8 protein-coding genes and 3 pseudogenes are annotated in these 16,264 nt (G+C 63.0%); 4 read left to right on the top strand and 7 right to left on the bottom strand.

Annotated features, from left to right (window positions below; translation table 11 throughout):
* Window positions 1–15: 15 nt before the first annotated feature.
* From CXY77_RS18715 to CXY77_RS18725, 3 genes are read left to right on the top strand one after another with little or no spacing between them, the layout of a single operon-like run.
* On the top strand, window positions 16–1,527 hold the full coding sequence (locus CXY77_RS18715; RefSeq protein ID WP_199181950.1) for a lyase family protein: 1,512 nt from the start codon (window positions 16–18) through the stop codon (window positions 1,525–1,527).
* Complete coding sequence (locus tag CXY77_RS18720; protein ID WP_104130712.1) at window positions 1,521–2,447, top strand: carbohydrate kinase family protein; 927 nt, start codon at window positions 1,521–1,523, stop codon at window positions 2,445–2,447. The genes CXY77_RS18715 and CXY77_RS18720 overlap by 7 nt, the downstream gene beginning before the upstream one ends.
* Window positions 2,448–2,460: 13 nt before the next feature.
* Window positions 2,461–3,480: an amidohydrolase family protein gene (locus CXY77_RS18725; protein ID WP_199181951.1), complete on the top strand. Its 1,020-nt coding sequence runs from the start codon at window positions 2,461–2,463 to the stop codon at window positions 3,478–3,480.
* A 161-nt stretch (window positions 3,481–3,641) separates the two neighbouring features.
* Here the strand turns inward: CXY77_RS18725 and CXY77_RS20795 are convergent.
* From CXY77_RS20795 to CXY77_RS18765, 7 genes and pseudogenes are all read right to left on the bottom strand, one after another.
* A pseudogene (locus tag CXY77_RS20795) lies at window positions 3,642–3,869 on the bottom strand (IS3 family transposase); the annotation flags it as partial.
* A 267-nt stretch (window positions 3,870–4,136) separates the two neighbouring features.
* Window positions 4,137–5,240 (bottom strand): GTPase, encoded by a 1,104-nt coding sequence (locus CXY77_RS18730; RefSeq protein ID WP_104130713.1) that lies wholly within the window; start codon window positions 5,238–5,240, stop codon window positions 4,137–4,139.
* Window positions 5,241–5,382: 142 nt separating this feature from the next.
* Window positions 5,383–7,187: pseudogene (locus tag CXY77_RS18735) on the bottom strand (type IV secretory system conjugative DNA transfer family protein).
* A gap of 158 nt (window positions 7,188–7,345) precedes the next feature.
* Window positions 7,346–8,473, bottom strand: a pseudogene (locus tag CXY77_RS18740) (ATP-binding protein); the annotation flags it as partial.
* A 1,076-nt stretch (window positions 8,474–9,549) separates the two neighbouring features.
* Window positions 9,550–11,178 carry a GMC family oxidoreductase gene (locus tag CXY77_RS18755; protein WP_104130715.1) on the bottom strand — a complete coding sequence of 543 codons (1,629 nt, stop codon included), beginning with the start codon at window positions 11,176–11,178 and terminating at the stop codon, window positions 9,550–9,552.
* A complete protein-coding gene (locus tag CXY77_RS18760; RefSeq protein WP_104130716.1) occupies window positions 11,175–12,761 on the bottom strand; it encodes an AMP-binding protein in 1,587 nt (528 codons plus the stop codon). The genes CXY77_RS18755 and CXY77_RS18760 overlap by 4 nt, the downstream gene beginning before the upstream one ends.
* Window positions 12,762–12,819: 58 nt before the next feature.
* Window positions 12,820–14,571: an aldehyde dehydrogenase family protein gene (locus CXY77_RS18765; RefSeq protein ID WP_199181952.1), complete on the bottom strand. Its 1,752-nt coding sequence runs from the start codon at window positions 14,569–14,571 to the stop codon at window positions 12,820–12,822.
* A gap of 168 nt (window positions 14,572–14,739) precedes the next feature.
* Between CXY77_RS18765 and CXY77_RS18770 the strand changes: the two genes are divergently transcribed.
* Window positions 14,740–15,990, top strand: coding sequence for a CdaR family transcriptional regulator (locus tag CXY77_RS18770; RefSeq protein WP_092342165.1), 1,251 nt, complete (start codon window positions 14,740–14,742; stop codon window positions 15,988–15,990).
* The last annotated feature ends 274 nt before the right edge of the window (window positions 15,991–16,264 follow it).

Genomic DNA, 16,264 nt, shown 5'->3' on the forward strand with positions numbered 1-16,264 from the left:
CGACACAGAAAGCTCATGACTGACATGACTACTACTCACCGAACTGCCCTCAAAGATAACGCCGACCTGTCGATCTACTGGGACAACCACTTGCGTGATGCATTTATGGAATCGGCGCAATTCATTTATCCACCCATGGTGGAAGCGAGCCTCGCCCACGTGTTCATGCTGTCGCGGCAGGGCGTCTTACCAAAGGAGCGGGGGGTGCAGCTTCTTACCGGGCTTCTCGAACTGTGGAAGCAAACCACGACCGAAACGCAGGAGTTCGTCTTCGACGGCAGCGTTGAGGACCCCTACTATTACTTCGAGCAGCAGCTAGCCATCGCCTGCGACATCTCAACAGCCGAGCTTGATGTGCAGCTCGCCCGCAGTCGTAACGACCTCGATGCGGGTGCCTTTCGCATGGTCCTGCGCCGTCAACTACTCGACCAGATTGATCTCGTCGTGCAGACCGCAGCGGATGCCGCCCGACTCGCAGCTGACACCGCGGACGCCGTGATCATTGGCTTCACCCACCGCCGCCCAGCGCAGCCCACGACGATTGGGCACGTTCTGGCCGGCCTCTCTGAAGCCCTGCTGAGCCAGGCCGACGAGATGCTGAGTGTGTACGACGAACTGAACATTTCACCGCTGGGTTCCGCAGCTTTCGCTGGAACCGACCTCAACATTGATTCTGCACTGGTGGGTGAACTTCTCGGATTCGACCGGTCATTCACCTCGAGCTATGAGGCCGTCGCCGGCGCGGAACACTTTATGCGTCTGGCCGCCGTGCACGGTCGCGTCACTGCTACCGGAGCACGCTGGGCGCGCGTACTTCTGGAGTGGATGACGTTTCGTTGGGTGGAAACACCCACCGCGTTCACGCAAGGGTCATCGATTATGCCGCAGAAAAAGAACCCGGTGGTGCTCGAACATCTCGTGTCAATGGCTGGGGCGACTGCGGCCGATATGGCCGCGACCTATGCCAATATCGGTTCCTCCTGGTACGAAGACTCCAACAATGCCACCACAGATGTGCAGAAGCACCTCTGGCGGTCCGGAGAACGCGTGGTTCGCTTTGTTCGTTTGGTAGACGGGCTCTTCGAAAGCTTTCGCGTGCTGGAACTGCCAAGTGCCGAACAAATCGTTAAGTCGGGCGCAACAACGACCGCGGTTGCCGAGGCTCTCGCCGCTGAGGGTATTGCGTGGCGTAGCGCTCACCACGTTGTGGGGGACCTTGTAGCGGCCGCCGACCCCATTACGTGGACGACCACTGACGTGACGGCGGCATTTGAGCGGGCCAACATCCCCGTTACCGACGCCCTAGTCGACCTCACCCTGAAAGCGGGTGTCAACCCCAATTCCGTGTTGAACCGTTCCCAGCTTGGGGGCCCCGGCCGTGAGGCGGTTATGGCGACCGCAAAGGAGTCATCGCTTCGCGCCGCTTCCGCCTCTGCCGAGAGCGCCGAGCGCCGAACCCACATTGACGCCGCACGCCGGAGACTTCTCGACTTGGTGCAGGCCGCCGTCAGATCAGACACGTGGTGAACTCACGTTTTGCCGTGATCGGTAACACCAACCTCGACATCATGGTCGCAGATACACGCGACCTTCCCGCGCCGGGTACGGAACGTATCGTGCCGAGCATCACCATGCGAGTGGGCGGGTCGGCAGGCAACCTCGCCATCCGCTGTGCAGGTCTGGGCCAGAAAACCACCCTGGTGAGCCGAGTCGGAAACGATGCTTCGACCACCCTGCTCGAAACAGAGTTGTGTGACCCCAACCTGCAGCTTGTGTTCATTCGTGATGATCTGGAACCCAGCGCGATCACTGTGGCGGTCGAGTCGGTCGGACAAGATCGTGCCTTTCTCTCGTCGATGGGCGCAATGAAAAACATGACGACCGTCGATGTGCCCTCCGACGTACTCAATGCCCGCTTTGTTGTTCTCGCCGGCTATTTTCTGCTCCCTGGCCTGCGCGGCCAGGCGGTCACCGCACTCTTTGAGCGCGCTCGAACGAGGGGTGCCGAAACCGTTCTCGACACGGGTTGGCCGCCACAAGGCTGGACGAACGACGTATGCGCCGAAGTGGTTGAGGCCTTGGCCGGCGTAGATGTGTTTCTGCCTAATGAAGATGAATTGCTCGGGTTGACTGGCGAAGCTGAAGTGCGGCCGGCGGCCCTGCAACTTGCAGCACAGACGAACACAATTGTTGCTGTCAAATGTGGAGCTCGAGGAGCGTCATTGGCGACCCCGGCTGGCCTGTGGATTGAAGAGGTCGCGTTGCCAACAGCAGTGGTCGATTCAACCGGTGCCGGCGACGGGTTCAATGCGGCCTTTTTGATCTCCATCGCCGGCGGCAGCGACCTGCAGCAGTCCCTTCGACAAGCCGTTCGTTATGCCACGCAGTTAGTGGGCAGCACGGAGACAGACCGAGCACTGATTCAACTGGAACCCACTATTGCGTGAACCGGAGCGTGTTATGAAACCCACCGAGCTGTCTGGGCGGCCCACCGTGCAGGGCCTTTCGGTGGTGGATTTTCACGTGCACTTTCGCATGAATCACGATGAACTCACCCGAAGCCTGGCGGGAGGACAGTTTTCTGATTGCGGCGAGGGCGATAGCGCTGGGCAGCGTGCCGTGACGACGGCGACCGCCGCGACCTCAGCACGGTGGCGACGTTCGTGGGATTTTGCAGACCCCGAGGGTGCCGAACACGATCACGGTTGGCAGGCTGAGGCTGATCGCTGGGTGGCCGAACTGAGTGCGCACTCGGTGGAACACGCCAATTTCGTGACCGCTGGCGGAGACGCCAAAATGCACGAACTTGTGGCGCACGCGCCCCATCGATTTACTGGAATGGCGGCCATGAAAGATCCGTACGCCCCCGGGGCAGCCCAGGCTTTTGAAACCGCCATTGTGGAGCACGGTTTGGTCGGTTTGAAACTCTTCGCTCCCCTGATGTCTGAGCGCATCGACTCCACCGACGACGCGGTATGGCGGGTTGCAGCCCGGAACGGTGTTCCGATCGTCATTCACTTCGGGCACTGCGGCTCGGCAGGCGGTATCGCCCACAATGAGTTCAGCAATCCGGCATGGCTCGAGGCTGTCGCCAAGCGGTACCCCGAAATTACGTTCGTCATCCCGCATTTCGGCATTCAACATGTGCAAGAAGTGTTGTTTCTCATGTGGGCATGCCCCAACGTAGTCGTCGATACTTCGGGGTCGAACCAGTGGGTGCGCTACATGGCGAGCAAGCTCACCCTCGACGATCTGTTTCGACGCTTTTATGAAACTATGGGCTCGGAGCGCATCGTCTTCGGCTCGGACTCCTCGTGGTTTCCGCGAGGCTTCGCCAGGCGCTACCTCGTCGATCAGCTCAGGATCTGCTGGGAGATGGGTATGACACCGAGCGATCTGCAGAACATCTTTGGTGCCAATGCTGCACGCCTGCTCAAAATCGATGGCTGGATGCCCGCCGACCCGAGCCTGTCGGCATAGGCGCGACGTCCGCTGTGCGGTGCAAGCACGGTCGAGAGAACCCTCTGGGTATCGTGCCTCCAGTCTGCATCTGCGAAAGAGACACTCTCGGCATTCACTTCGCGAAGCGTGGGAGCTGCGCCCCAGCGGAATTTGTCAAGGTGACGGAGGCTAGCCTGCGTTCAGGCGGCTAGTTTCGTCCCCGTTCTTGCCTCGACTTCTTCGGCGGGTTTGTTGATCCAGCCGGTCTCGTGAAGAGTGAGGATCTTGGGGTCCCGAGCTTTGCTGAATCGCTTCGGATGCTGAGCGCGGGCCGCAGCGAGGATCCCTGAGCGTTCGAGGGCTTTGCCTGCGGCGAGGCCGTAGTGGACGTCGGCCGGGGTGTTCAGCCCGATGCCGGTATGGCGGTGGTTCTCTGGGGTTACTGGGTTTCGAGAGACCTTCTGGGTTTACTTCTCTTGGTCAGAGGCTTATTTGTCGTCGTAACGTGTGCGGCTACGTGAGTCGTGCTAACCGACCCCGAGGGAAATGAGTTCTGCGTCCTGACCCCGGGCTAAGCTGCGATCAACCGTCGACAAGAACGTCTGCGTGAGGCGACTGTTCAGGAAGCCTCGCAATTTCCGTGGCCGCAGGACTGTCCTCGTAGAACGGTCCAGCGCGTGTCAACCAGCGACGGGTTACACGGACGGGACTGTCGTCGTCTCCTGTGCTCGAGTGCCGTTCTTCACATTTCTCGTGAATATCCTCGCGAGGTCCGCGAGTTGATCGGCATCGTCGAGATCGAGCTTGCCTATGAAAATTCGCTCCGTTGTGATGCGCCAACTCTCGCCAAGCACAGCTGTAATTGTGGCGGCAACGCCGGCCGAGATAACTAGACCAACGCCCGGCACGAGCTTGAACAAGTTTGCCGCAGCAACCTTTCCGCCGGCGGCCGCCAGTACGGTCGTGGAGCCGACCAGTTTGGCCGCCTTGGCTTTCGGAATGCCGTAGATTGAGGCAATCTTGGCCATCATCGCGGCTTGCGCCGGGACGAGCAGCGCCGCGTCCGCGAGCGGGATCGGCGATGCGCCGACACCACCTGCGAACGCAACGGCCCCGGCTATCCAGGACCGCGCGTATCGGGCTTTGATCGAGAGATCGAACCGCTGTGCCGCTGCGAGTGCGATTTTCTGCGCCGCCGGGACAACACGATAGGTGGTGTCCAGAAGGGTGTCGAGCCCGTACTGGTCCACGCTGTTGAATTTATCCACCACAGCGGCGGTCGCTATTGGTCGACCTGTAACGATTGGAAGCTCCATCGCTTCGATCGCGTCCGCGAGCTCGACCGCTGCTGGATCGACGACTCCTTCGCGGACGCTTACTTTGGTCAAGACGAGAACGACGGGAATTCCCAGCGCCGCCACGTCCTCAATGATGCGCCGCTGACCTTTCTCTAGTCGACCGGTTTGGCTGTTCACGCAGTACCAGGCGACGTGAATAGCGGCGTCAATATCTCCCCTGCGGTTACGGGAGATGCGTCGGCCTATGTCACGGAAGGGAGATCTCTCGCCGATCTCGACACCGGCACCGTCATAGATTGCAAGAGTCCCTGCCTCATTCACGAACAGCTCGGTGGTCACCGTAACCGGGTCGCCGACGCCCGTCTTAGCCATAGGCGCTCCGAAGATTGCGTTGAGCAGCGTCGATTTCCCTGCACCAGTCGCGCCAAACAGCGCGATATTTGCCCGGTCCGTCGGGGCTTCTGCATCTAATGCTGTTTCAAGGTCGCCGTTATCTCTCATAGAACATACTTACCTCACGATTTGCGACGAATCATTTAGGCTCGCTCGCACCTATCAATGAAGATATCCGTGCCGCGCCGGAATTGGGCCAATCTTCTTTCTAATACCGGGCCTGGGCGACCGTGATTTGTAGGGCACAATCTCACGCAGAAGGGTTGACCTGCTCGGGTTCGGGCACATGCCGAGTGGGCGCCCGCATCAACCCTTCGATTTCCTCACGGTTCGTGCGCAGCTCCTTCGCGTCGGCGCGGGTGGTCCACATCTGCAGGCTCGCGATGATCGGCGGGGCGGCGCGGAGCATTATCAAACCGGTGCCGAACGGCAGAGTGCGGATCGTGTCGGGCGGCATGATCGGCACTCGTCGGATCGAGCGCTGCGAGGACCGTGAGCCGCGATCGCCGATCGTCGTCGAGTCGGTCAGCTCGTCGCGGTCACCGATCAAAGTCGAGAGATCGTGCAGGTCCCGAGAATTGGATCCACCCCCGAGCACGATCTTGACGATCGAGGAGTCCCAGATTGTGCCAGCGGCGTTGTCGCTCCACTTCGTGCGCGCCTGGGCGAGTGACTGCAGCACGGGCATGGTGGTAATGCCGGTGCCGCCGCCCTCAGCCATAAGCGTGGGGAGCGAGGGGAGTGGCGCGAGGTTGCCGATCTCATCGAGCGCCAGCAGCAGCGGCGGGTCGAGCCGCGCACCGGCGCTTCGGGCGGCGAGGCGGCGGGCAGTCTCGACGAGGTCCTCGACGAAGGCCGACACGAGAGCGGCGGAGTTGTTCGATCCCGCGCCGGTCGCTAGAAGAAACAGCGTCCCGTTGCTGCGTAGGAACCCTTCGGGGTCGAAGCCCTCGCCCTCCGGCGGTGACACTGCATCCAATACGCGTGGGTCGGCCAAAGCGCCCAGTGAAAGAGAGACTCCCTGCCAGATGAGTCGCGTGTGCGCGGGTCGGCTTCGAGCGTGGCGCGGAGGGAGTCGCCCCAGCCGGTGGCCGCGCCCGGCGTGCTCAACAGTATGGAGACTGCATCGTGGGCGGCGGCCGGGTCGAGGGTCCACCGAAAGAGGTCAGCTGGCGAGCAGTGGTCGAGCGCGGCCGTGTGCAGCATCGACTGCAGGGCCGTGCGGGTCTTGGCTTCCCAGAATCCGCCGCCGTCGACACCACCCGCGGCCAGTCCGGTCCCTGCGGCGAGCCCGGCCGCGCGGATCATCGCCGTGAGCGGATCCTCGCAGCCCCGAATCGGCGACCACCGCAGCCCTACCGGCACGCCCGCGGCCAACTGCTGCGGATCAAATACCGCAACGGGTCCCATCCGTTGCCGCGCACGTAGCGTGGTCGTGAGATTGTCTGGGCGGGTGGAGGTAGTCACCACCGGACCAGGAGCGTCGAGAATGGCATTGATCACGATATGCGCCCCCTTCCCGGAACGCGGTGGGCCGATGACCAGGATCGAGTCCTCGACGCTCGCCCACACCGCAGTATTGCGCGATCGCCCGATCCGGTAACCGACATCGCTCGGGCTGGCCTTCGCGAGCGACGGTCGAAGGTGCACCGCACGTTTCATGATGGCCGAATGCGACGCGGCACGCGCGACCTCGGCCCGGGTCGCTATGCCCGCGATGCGGTACGGGTCGGCCTTCGTCGTGACGCCCCTGAACATATGCCACAACGCAAACGCCAAGGCGGATGCCAGCCCCACCAGCAAAATCGTCGTCACCCAGTATGCGACCGGGTTCAGATTCGATGCCCGCAGCGCTGCGGCCGGGTTGCCTGGGTCGAGGAGCACGGCGAGCCCGGTCTCCGCTCCGCCGGTGGGCTGCGCGGTCCCAGTTGCCCAGGCCGCGACAGCACCCGAGCCACGAAGTAGCAGGGACAACACTGCCGCACCGATCAGGAGTCCAATACCGAGGTTGGTCAGCTCATCACCGAGGTCGGACTGAGGTCTTTGAGTGGTCATCCGCTTATCAATTCAGATGGCTGAGGCGTCGCGTAGGGGTGGGAGCGGAGGCCGGAGGAAAAGGAGGCGCACACGGCGCGGGGACGGGTAGTCCGGCGAGCATCATTCGCGTCTCTCGTTCCATGACCAGGTTTCTTCAATCACTACAAAGTGCGCAGCTATTGCCCAGACGTCATCCGGGCCGTGGTATCAAACGCCGCGAGCTCATCAGGATGCAGCTGATGCTGAACCACAAAGCTGCGATCTTTCACCCGCCACAGCCCCTGCCCGGTGCCGAGTGCGGGCAACAGTTTCTGCTCGGTCCGGCTCAAGCCGAGCGCGCTCACCGTGGATCCGAGCTGGTCCGGTTCCTGCCGGTACACGATGCGTGTTTCCGCGTTGGCCAGCAGTGACGACGCGAGCGCGCGCATGGCGGATCCGGAGTCGCCGACGTTGTCGAGGTCGCTGAGCTTGTGGAAGATCAGCATGTTGGCGATGCCGAAGTGGCGGGCGAGCCGCCATTGGGCATCCATTCGGCGCAGCAGGGCCGGATACGCCATGAGCCGCCAGGCCTCGTCGTAGATGACCCAGCGCTGGCCGCCCGCCGGATCGGCGAGGGCGGATTCCATCCATGCCGATGAGCACGTCATAAGCACGGAAATAAGGGTCGAGTTCTCAGCGACCCGTGACAGGTCGAGCGAGACCATCGGCAGCGACGGGTCGAAACGCACGGTGGAGGGTCCGTCGAAGAGCCCGGCCAGGTCGCCAGCGACCAACCGGCGCAGCGCGTGCCCGACGAGGCGTCCGTCGGCGGCGAGGCGGCCCTCGTCGTCCTCGGGATTGGGGGAGAGGATGCGATCGACCACCATCGGCAGGATCGGTACCTCGGCGCTGCGAACGGCATCGGCCAGAGCGAGGTCGATCGCGGTGTGCTCGAGCGGGCTGAGCGGTCGATCGAGCACGGTCTCGGCGAGGGCTCCGATCAGGTCGCGACGCCGGGCGGCCAGCTGCGCCGACCACTCAGCATCCGAAACGGATGCTGCCCGGTGGCCTTCGTCGAGCGGGTTCAGCCGGTTGCGCAGTCCGTGGCCGAGGATGATCGCCTTGCCACCGACGGCCTCGGCCACGGCGGTGTGCTCGCCCTTCGGATCGCCCGGCACGTACACGCGGCGGCCGAAGGGGAGTGAGCGCGTGTAGAGCGACTTCGCCAGTGATGATTTTCCGGAGCCGACGATGCCGGCCAGCACGATGTTCGGCGCGGTGATCATCCCCTGTTGGTAGAGCACCCACGGATCGTAGACGAAGGGGTTTGCCTGCACTCGAATCACGGATGAATCGCGGGGGAGAGGACCACCGCAGCAAAACTGTACCCTCCCCGGCGGCGTGGCTCACTACGTTGATTGGTGCGTCTGCGCGAGCCACTCATGGTCCAACGTTACGCAGAGATACCGGGTGTCCAAGATCTCGTCAGCTTGGAATGGTTGTTGCGTAAGAGCCAGGCGGGATTCTAATGGACGGGGCAAACGCGACTTTCTTGTCAACGCGGGCCGCTAAGCCCCGTCTTCGCGGGGCCATTCCCGTAGGAGGTCCGTCAAACGAGATGCTCGGGATGCTCTCTCCTGGCCAGGCACTCGACGGCGTACTGCCTCGAACGACAACCCGGGCCTAGGGTCGCGCTGGGTAGGGCGCTCAGGTGTCCGCGAATCGAGGGGTGGTCGAAATGGAATTCAGTGCTCTTTTTTGGTGGATCTTCTGGGTGGTGGTCCAGGTTCTCGTTGTGGTTGGGATCGTCGTGGCTCTGGGGCTTTTCATCCGCTGGGGACGGCGCAAGAGTGCGATTCTGGAGTCAAGCAATCCACCGGAGGGTCACGGGCCCGCTGCCACCGGAAAGTAGCGAGCGCATGGCTGGGCGCGATAAATGCACGCTTCCGATCTGGACAGGCATCATCGTTGCCACCTCGCGGTTTTACTCGACTACGACCGCCTTTCGCTGACCTGCTCTAGCAGCGCAGGCAGTGTTCTGGCAATATAGGGGGACTCGGAGAAGTTCGACTCGGTATACCCGTCGAGAAGCCAAGCTTCAAAGGATCGCTCCCAGGTGTCGAGAATCACACCAACACCTTTCGGGGTGAACGCTGAAACCCCACCTCGAAGTCGTTGCGCACACTCCTCAACGAGGAGATCATTCACCGCATCCAACAGCACATCATCGGTAGGGAACAGGGAACGGAATGCGTGCGGATGAAGCCCAATCTGTTCGCAAACATCGCTGACCAGCCTCTCATTCGCGCCACCGCCGGTCGCGAGGGAGACTCTCGCCGCGACCGTGATCCTGCGCCGGGTGGATGCGCGCTGCCGCGCGATCCTCGCCGCCGGACTCACCTCAATGAACTGAAGCCGCTTCCACTCTGGTCGGCACCGATGCGCGCAGAAGATCGGCCGCCTTCTCTCCGATGATGATGGATGGAGCATTCGTGTGCCCCCGGATGATCTCCGGAATGATAGACGCGTCGGCGATGCGAAGTCCCTGCACGCCGCGCACACGCAACTCCGGGTCGACCACCGATCCAGCATCCGATCCCATGCGAGCGGTGCTCGTCGGGTGGTAGAGCGTCTGCGAGAACTCATTGATCACCGTGGCATCACGCTCGGCCGCGGTCTGAGCATCCGACCCGGCGGGTTGGATGAACTTGCCGTCAGTCCGCGTTGGAGCGAACGCCGTGGCGGCAAGAATGCGCTCGCACACGCCGAGGCCCGCGAGCAAGGTGTCACGATCTTCTCCGTTCGGATCGCCCAGGTAATTCGGATCGATCAGCGGTTTCGCGAGCGGATCGGCGGAGGCGAGTCGCACGGTTCCGAGGCTCTTGGGCCGCAGCAGAATAGCGCCGACACTGACGCCGTGCCGCGGCGCGGCCACAAGCCCCTCACCGATATACGGCACGGCGGCGAAGAGCACCTCGATGTCGGGGAAGGCGAGCGATGGGTCGGTCTTGACGAAACCGTACGCCTCCGCAACGTTGGAGGTGAGCATGCCGCGCTGCTGCGAGACGAAGTCGTTGAGCTGCTCCTCGGTCTCGGCACCGAAGAGGGTGTCATCGTCGGTCTCGACTGCCAGCGCCGCGAACAGGTGGTCGCGCATGTTCAATCCGACCTCGGGAGCATCGACGAGCACGGTGATTCCGAGGGAGCGGAGGTGCGTCGCATCGCCGATGCCCGACAGCATGAGCAACTGCGGTGTGTTCACCGCTCCGCCGCTCAGCACGATCTCGCGGCGCGCGAAGACCGAGGTCGGGGTGCCCTCGCTGAGGTACTCGACACCGACAGCCCGGGTTCCGTCGAACAGCACGCGAGTGGCGTGTGCCCCGGTACGAACGAGCAGGTTGGAGCGCTCGGCTGCCGGCGCAAGGTAGGCGGCCGACGTGTTGTGCCGCATGCCGCCACGCTGGCTCACCATCGTTTGACTGACCCCTTCCGGGTTTGCCGAGTTCGGCGCGACGAGGGGCATTCCGACCTCGGCGGCAGCCTCAAGAAAGGTTGCGGTATGCGATCGAGGGCTGCGTTGGTGCGAGATCGAATTCGCGCCGTCCGTGCCCTGGTCGGGATCGCTGTTGCCCTCCACTGCCTCCGCCTTGCGGAAATACGGCAGGAGCGCCTCGTACGACCAGCCGTCCCCGGCGAGCCTTGCCCAGTTGTCATAGTCGGCAGCGAATCCGCGCACCCACATCATGGCGTTCAGGGAGGATGAGCCGCCGAGCACCTTGCCACGTGGCCAGTAGATCGACCTCCCCGTTAGCTCGGCCTGCGGCTCGGTCTGGTAGTTCCAGTCGGCATCGGACTTGAACAGCTTCGGGAACGCGGCCGGGATGACGATTTCCTGCTTATCGTCGACACCACCGGCTTCGAGCAGCAGAACGGAGATGCTCGCGTCTTCGGTGAGTCGAGCTGCGACAGCTGCTCCGGCCGATCCGGCACCGACGACGATGTAGTCGAATTCTTCAGTGTTGGTACTCATACGAGCGCTCCTTTTGACCGCAGATCCTTGCGCAGGATCTTGCCTGACGCCGACTTCGGGATGAAGTCGATCATTTCCACCTGTCGAACCTTCTTATGCGGGGCTACCCGATCGGCGACCCAGATCATGATGTCCTCCCCGGTGAGCGTGGCCTCCGGTTGCAGTCTCAGGAATGCTTTCGGCACCTCTTCACCATCCGCGTCGATCACACCGATGACTGCGGCGTCGGCGATTTGGGGATGCCCCAGCAACAACGACTCAAGCTCTGCGGGCGCGACCTGATATCCCTTGTATTTGATGAGCTCTTTGAGTCGGTCAACGACAGTCACGTACCCCTCGGAGCTCACCGTTGCGATATCGCCGGTTTGCAGAAAACCGTCGGCGTCGATGGTCGCCCGGGTTGCTTCATCGTTTCCGAGGTAGCCCACCATGATGTTCGGGCCGCGGCACAGCAATTCGCCGGGCTCACTCACGCCCACGGCCGGGATCTCGATGTCGTCTCCGGTGAGCGGGTCAACGATACGGCACTGCACGTTTGGCACCGTCAGACCGACCGAGTTCAGGGGAATATCGGTTCGACCTCGGGGTGAAGCATGCGATACCGGGCTCATCTCGGTCATTCCATAACCTTGGAGAACCTCGCAGTTCAGCCGCTCGGCAACAGCGCCGCCGACGATGCCGTCCAGGGGCGCCGCCCCCGAGAACACCGTGCGCAGGCTCGACAGGTCAAATTCGCTCACCAGCGGATGCTTCGCAAGCGCCACCGCGATGGGAGGAGCGATGAAGACGTAGGTGATGCGCTCGGACTGGATGAGACTGAGGAAATCAGTCAGATCGAATCGTGCCATGGTCACGAGGGTGCTTCGTTGTGCCAGAGAGATGTTGAGCAACACCGTCATGCCGTAGATGTGGAAGAACGGCAGCACAGCCAGAACGCGATCATCGGCGCTCACGCCGATGATGGGTGCCGACTGCGCAACATTGGCCACGAGATTGCGGTGGGTGAGCATGACGCCCTTGGCCTTGCCCGTCGTGCCCGAACTGTATGGCAGCACGGCCAGGTGCGTTGCCGGATCGAAATGTACCTCGGGCGCGGGATGCGCCTCGGCGATCAGCTCGGCCAGACTCGTGCTCCCGCTGACCTCCCCGATACTGATGATGTTGTCTGCTGCCACACCGGCGAGATCGCCGGCTTCCGCAGAGACGGCGAACAGCATATCCGCTGCGATGATGGCTACCGCTTTGGAGTCGGCCAGCTGCGTGGCCATCTCACCGGCCGTCGACAGTGCGTTGACGGTCGTCGCCGTGGCGCCAGCTCGCAGAATGCCATGGAACGCCACGGCGAAAGCGGGTCGGTTCGGGGAGTGCAGCGCCACGACGCTACCCACACCGATGCCACGAGCGGCGAGTGCCCCCGCAACTGCTTCGATCTGGCGCACCAACTCGCCGTACGTGGTGGTCTCACGGGTCGCCCCGTCGACGAGGGCAATGTGGTTCGCGGATGCGACTTCGAGTGAACCGAAGAGATGGTCAAAGACGCTGAGATTGGGGATTTCGACGTCGGGAAAGGGACTGGTGAACACGGCGGCTCGCCTTCTGGCTGGGGATGAGTATGGGGGAGCGTGCGGGATGACCGGAGGGTCAGGCCCGGAATGCCGCCAGGAAGATGGCGGGCATCTTCAGCCATGACGGCTTGGCCGCGAAACCCGCGAGACGACGTCCGGTCGTCGCGGCGGAACGCGCCTGCACGAACCACGGCGGCTTCGGGAACAGAGTGAATTCTCCGTGTGCGAACGATCGCGGAAACGGCCGGAACGGGCCGCGAACGATCGTGCGCTCGGGCCGATCGATGAGCAGCGCGTTGTGCACGGTTCCAATGCCACTCTGCACGTTGTCGATGGTGGCACCGGGGAAGGCGCCCCACGACGCGGTTGCTGTGAGGAAGCCGAGGCCGGTCCACGCATTGATGGCGATCGTGCCGTAGCGCAGGCGTGCAATGGACTCGAGGAACCCGGTTCCGAGCTGCCGGATGACCTTGGGCTCGACAATGAGATTCGCACCGAGGGTGCCGACGAACTCGTCATTGGCCAGCGTGACGGCGGCGTCGAGGAAGGCTTGCCCCGTGCCCGGCACTTCGACAACGCCCAGCACCGGGGAGAAATATTCCGTGGTGATCACGTTCGATGCGTCGTCTTCGGCTGTGACATCGATCAGCAGGCGGCAGCCGTCTTGGCCCATCCGCTCGGCGGTCGGATACGCGGCCGATGCGGCTCTCATGCGCCCATCGCTGCCGGGGTACCAGGCGGGGCGTTGAGGTGCTGCCGCCAGTGCCCGTCGGAGTTCGGCGAGGAACGCTTCCTTCTGGGGCCAGTTGCTGCTGACGACAACCACTTGGCCGGCAATGCAGTTGTATCCGCCGTTGTGCAGGCGCTGAGTAACGACATGCTCGGCCTGATAGCGCAGGTCATGCTTCGTCCATGCGCTCGGAAGCACAATGATGGGCGATACTCCGCCGAGTTCGCTGGTGATCGGTTTGCCTAGTAACGGGGTGCCCGTTGCTTTGCGGCTCGCGGCATCCGCGCCCGTTCCCCAGACGATGGCATCGTGTGTTGCCGCACTCCCGGTGATGTGCACGTGCGCGATGCCATCGTGCTGCGTGAGATACGCACCGACGTCGCCGGCGCCCTGCACGATACGAAGCACTCCGATTTTGATCAGGGGGGCGAGAGCCTTATTGAAAACGGATTTCATTCCAGCCATGACCGGGTTGAGTTTGAGCAGCACCGACCGGTTGTTCGCGACGATCTCGTACAGCACGTCGAGCGGCGGAATCGACGTGATATTGCCGGCGCCGAGCACGAGTCCCACTCCGCCCGACGTTGTCGGCGTGAGCTCACCGAGGCCAGCGCTGGCCCGTACCTCCTCGGGAGAGCGGCCAGGAGCCATCCAGATCTCAGCGCTGAATCCGTGCAGCAGCAACCACTCGTACCCGTTGGTCGGAAGTACCGGGACGATGACGCGACCGCCGGGAGCCGTTCCGAAGCGGCTGCTGGCAAGGGGGCTCCTCCCCGCAGCGAGGGCTGCGATGGACTGAGCGAGGGTACCGGCGCCTGAAAGGCTGGCATACGGGCCGGAGATCCACTCTTCCCCGACGAGCTGTGATGACGGGTCTAGTCCCTTGATCGCAGCGGCAGTCTCCGCCCATTCCTGAGCGGCCCCCGTCATGGCTGCGTGCACAGCTCCCAGTAATGCGGCTCGTTCGGAAAGTGGGGTGCTGGCCCAGCGCTTGGCACCCGAGGCCAGTTCGATGATGGCGGCGTCGAGTTGGTCGCGCTGCTGCTGGTCGAGGGCCCGAATGGGCTGTGTCCTCGACATCGGATCGGTGGTAGTCATCAATCTCCTTTGATTGTTGCCTGACGGCGACCCGGATTCCGGGTTGCGGTGTCAGGCTAGTCTCGGCTCCACCGTCAGCGATAGCGATGGGCCGCCGCCGCGATTTCGGAACTGTGCATTGTGCGGCCGCACAACCAAACGCAAGAGTCACCGGATTACACTGTGCAAATGGAACGCAATGAAGCGCCGCTGAGCATGCCGACCCAGGATGTCATGGTGGACGGCGCTCGCGAGCTCTTCTCGGGCATGATCGACTCGGTCGGCGAGTTATCAGACAGCATCGTTGCCCAGATCATCAACGGCGAGCACGACTACGCCGAGAGCGTGCTCGGCGCCGGTGTGCTCGAAGGTATCGTGCATGACAACCTCGAGGCGATCCTGCAGTGCCTCCTCGGCATCAACGACTCGCTCGCCGCACCCCGCCATGCCGGCCGCGTGAAAGCGGAGCACGGCATCCCCATGGCGAGTCTCCTGCACGCATACCGGCTTGCCGGTCTGCACCTGTGGGACGCGTTGATGGCGAAGGCGACGACGCCCGAACACGCTACAGCGCTGCTCACCGCGTCATCCGGAGTATGGGGCATTATCGACCGGTACTCGAACGCCGCCGCGGAGACGTACCGAGAGGTCGTCGACGAACGGGAACGCAAAGACCAGCAGAGCAAGAACGTCGTGCTGCTCGCGATTCTGGAAGGCGAGTTCTCGGGGGATGCCGGTCGAGCGGTTCGTGCTCTTGGCCTTCCCAAGGAGGCAACATTCGTCGTTCTTGCCGTTGAGATGCGGCACTCAGACGATGACCCAATTCCCGCCATAACCGACCGACTGCGGGGGATGGGGGTCAGCTCCGCCTGGGCTCCGTGGAAAGGTGAGTATCTGGGCCTGCTCGGAAGTGTGGCGGGTGCGCACCCTTCCGCCGCCGCGCACGCACTGGTCGGAACCGTCAGTTCACGAATCGGGGTGAGCCTGCCGATACAAGCCCTCGAGCGCGCGCCTGTCGCGGTGCGACAAGCGCTTTTGGCCATGCGTTGCATCGCCCCCGCCGCGGTGGGAGTGCATCTCTACGGCGCGGCCCCGATCGATACCATTCTCGTGTCTCAACCCGCATACGCTGCCGAACTCCGCGATGGCGTTCTCGGCGGGCTGGCTGACCTTGATCCAGACGATGCCCGCGTGCTTCTGGACACGCTTGAATGCTGGTTCACCACCGACGGTTCGACCGCCGAGTGCGGCAAGCAACTTCATTGCCACCGAAATACGGTACTTCACCGACTGGGGCGGATAACCGAGATGACCGGGCGTTCCGTAGCCAAACCCGTGCAGGCGGCCGAACTTTTCACCGCCCTTCGAGCGGTACGACTGGCCGGTTTGTGGGCGACCCCCGTGCGCGCGCCCTTGCGGGCAGCCCCCCGGAGCGCTTGAGCGGACTCACGTCTGATGGTGTTGTCGCTCGCTGGGTACTGCAACGGTCGTCGCAGCTTTCGCCGTCGTCGTGGTCGCGATGAACGTTGGTCCTAGGGGAAAAGAACCATGGCTCTCCCCGGTCTGGGCGGCGGCGCGGGTGCATATTTTCGGGCCACAGGGCCACAGGGCCACAGGGCCACAGGGCCGCTGGGTGCGGCTGGGTCTATTTCAAGGCGGCTCAAGAGGAGAGGGCGGGTTACCACGCAGACCGTGTTGTGGATGATCCGGGCCA

The organism is Cryobacterium sp. N21, assembly GCF_002929575.1.
GTDB classification, from domain to species: Bacteria; Actinomycetota; Actinomycetes; order Actinomycetales; family Microbacteriaceae; genus Cryobacterium; species Cryobacterium flavum.

What these genes read in the sequence shown, in the direction of transcription:
- CXY77_RS18715 (WP_199181950.1), top strand. Translation starts at nt 16, where the DNA reads ATGACTGACATGACTACTACTCACCGAACTGCCCTCAAAGATAACGCC.
- CXY77_RS18730 (WP_104130713.1), bottom strand. Translation starts at nt 5,240, where the DNA reads ATGAGAGATAACGGCGACCTTGAAACAGCATTAGATGCAGAAGCCCCG.
- CXY77_RS18770 (WP_092342165.1), top strand. Translation starts at nt 14,740, where the DNA reads ATGGAACGCAATGAAGCGCCGCTGAGCATGCCGACCCAGGATGTCATG.
- CXY77_RS18725 (WP_199181951.1), top strand. Translation starts at nt 2,461, where the DNA reads ATGAAACCCACCGAGCTGTCTGGGCGGCCCACCGTGCAGGGCCTTTCG.
- CXY77_RS18755 (WP_104130715.1), bottom strand. Translation starts at nt 11,178, where the DNA reads ATGAGTACCAACACTGAAGAATTCGACTACATCGTCGTCGGTGCCGGA.
- CXY77_RS18765 (WP_199181952.1), bottom strand. Translation starts at nt 14,571, where the DNA reads ATGACTACCACCGATCCGATGTCGAGGACACAGCCCATTCGGGCCCTC.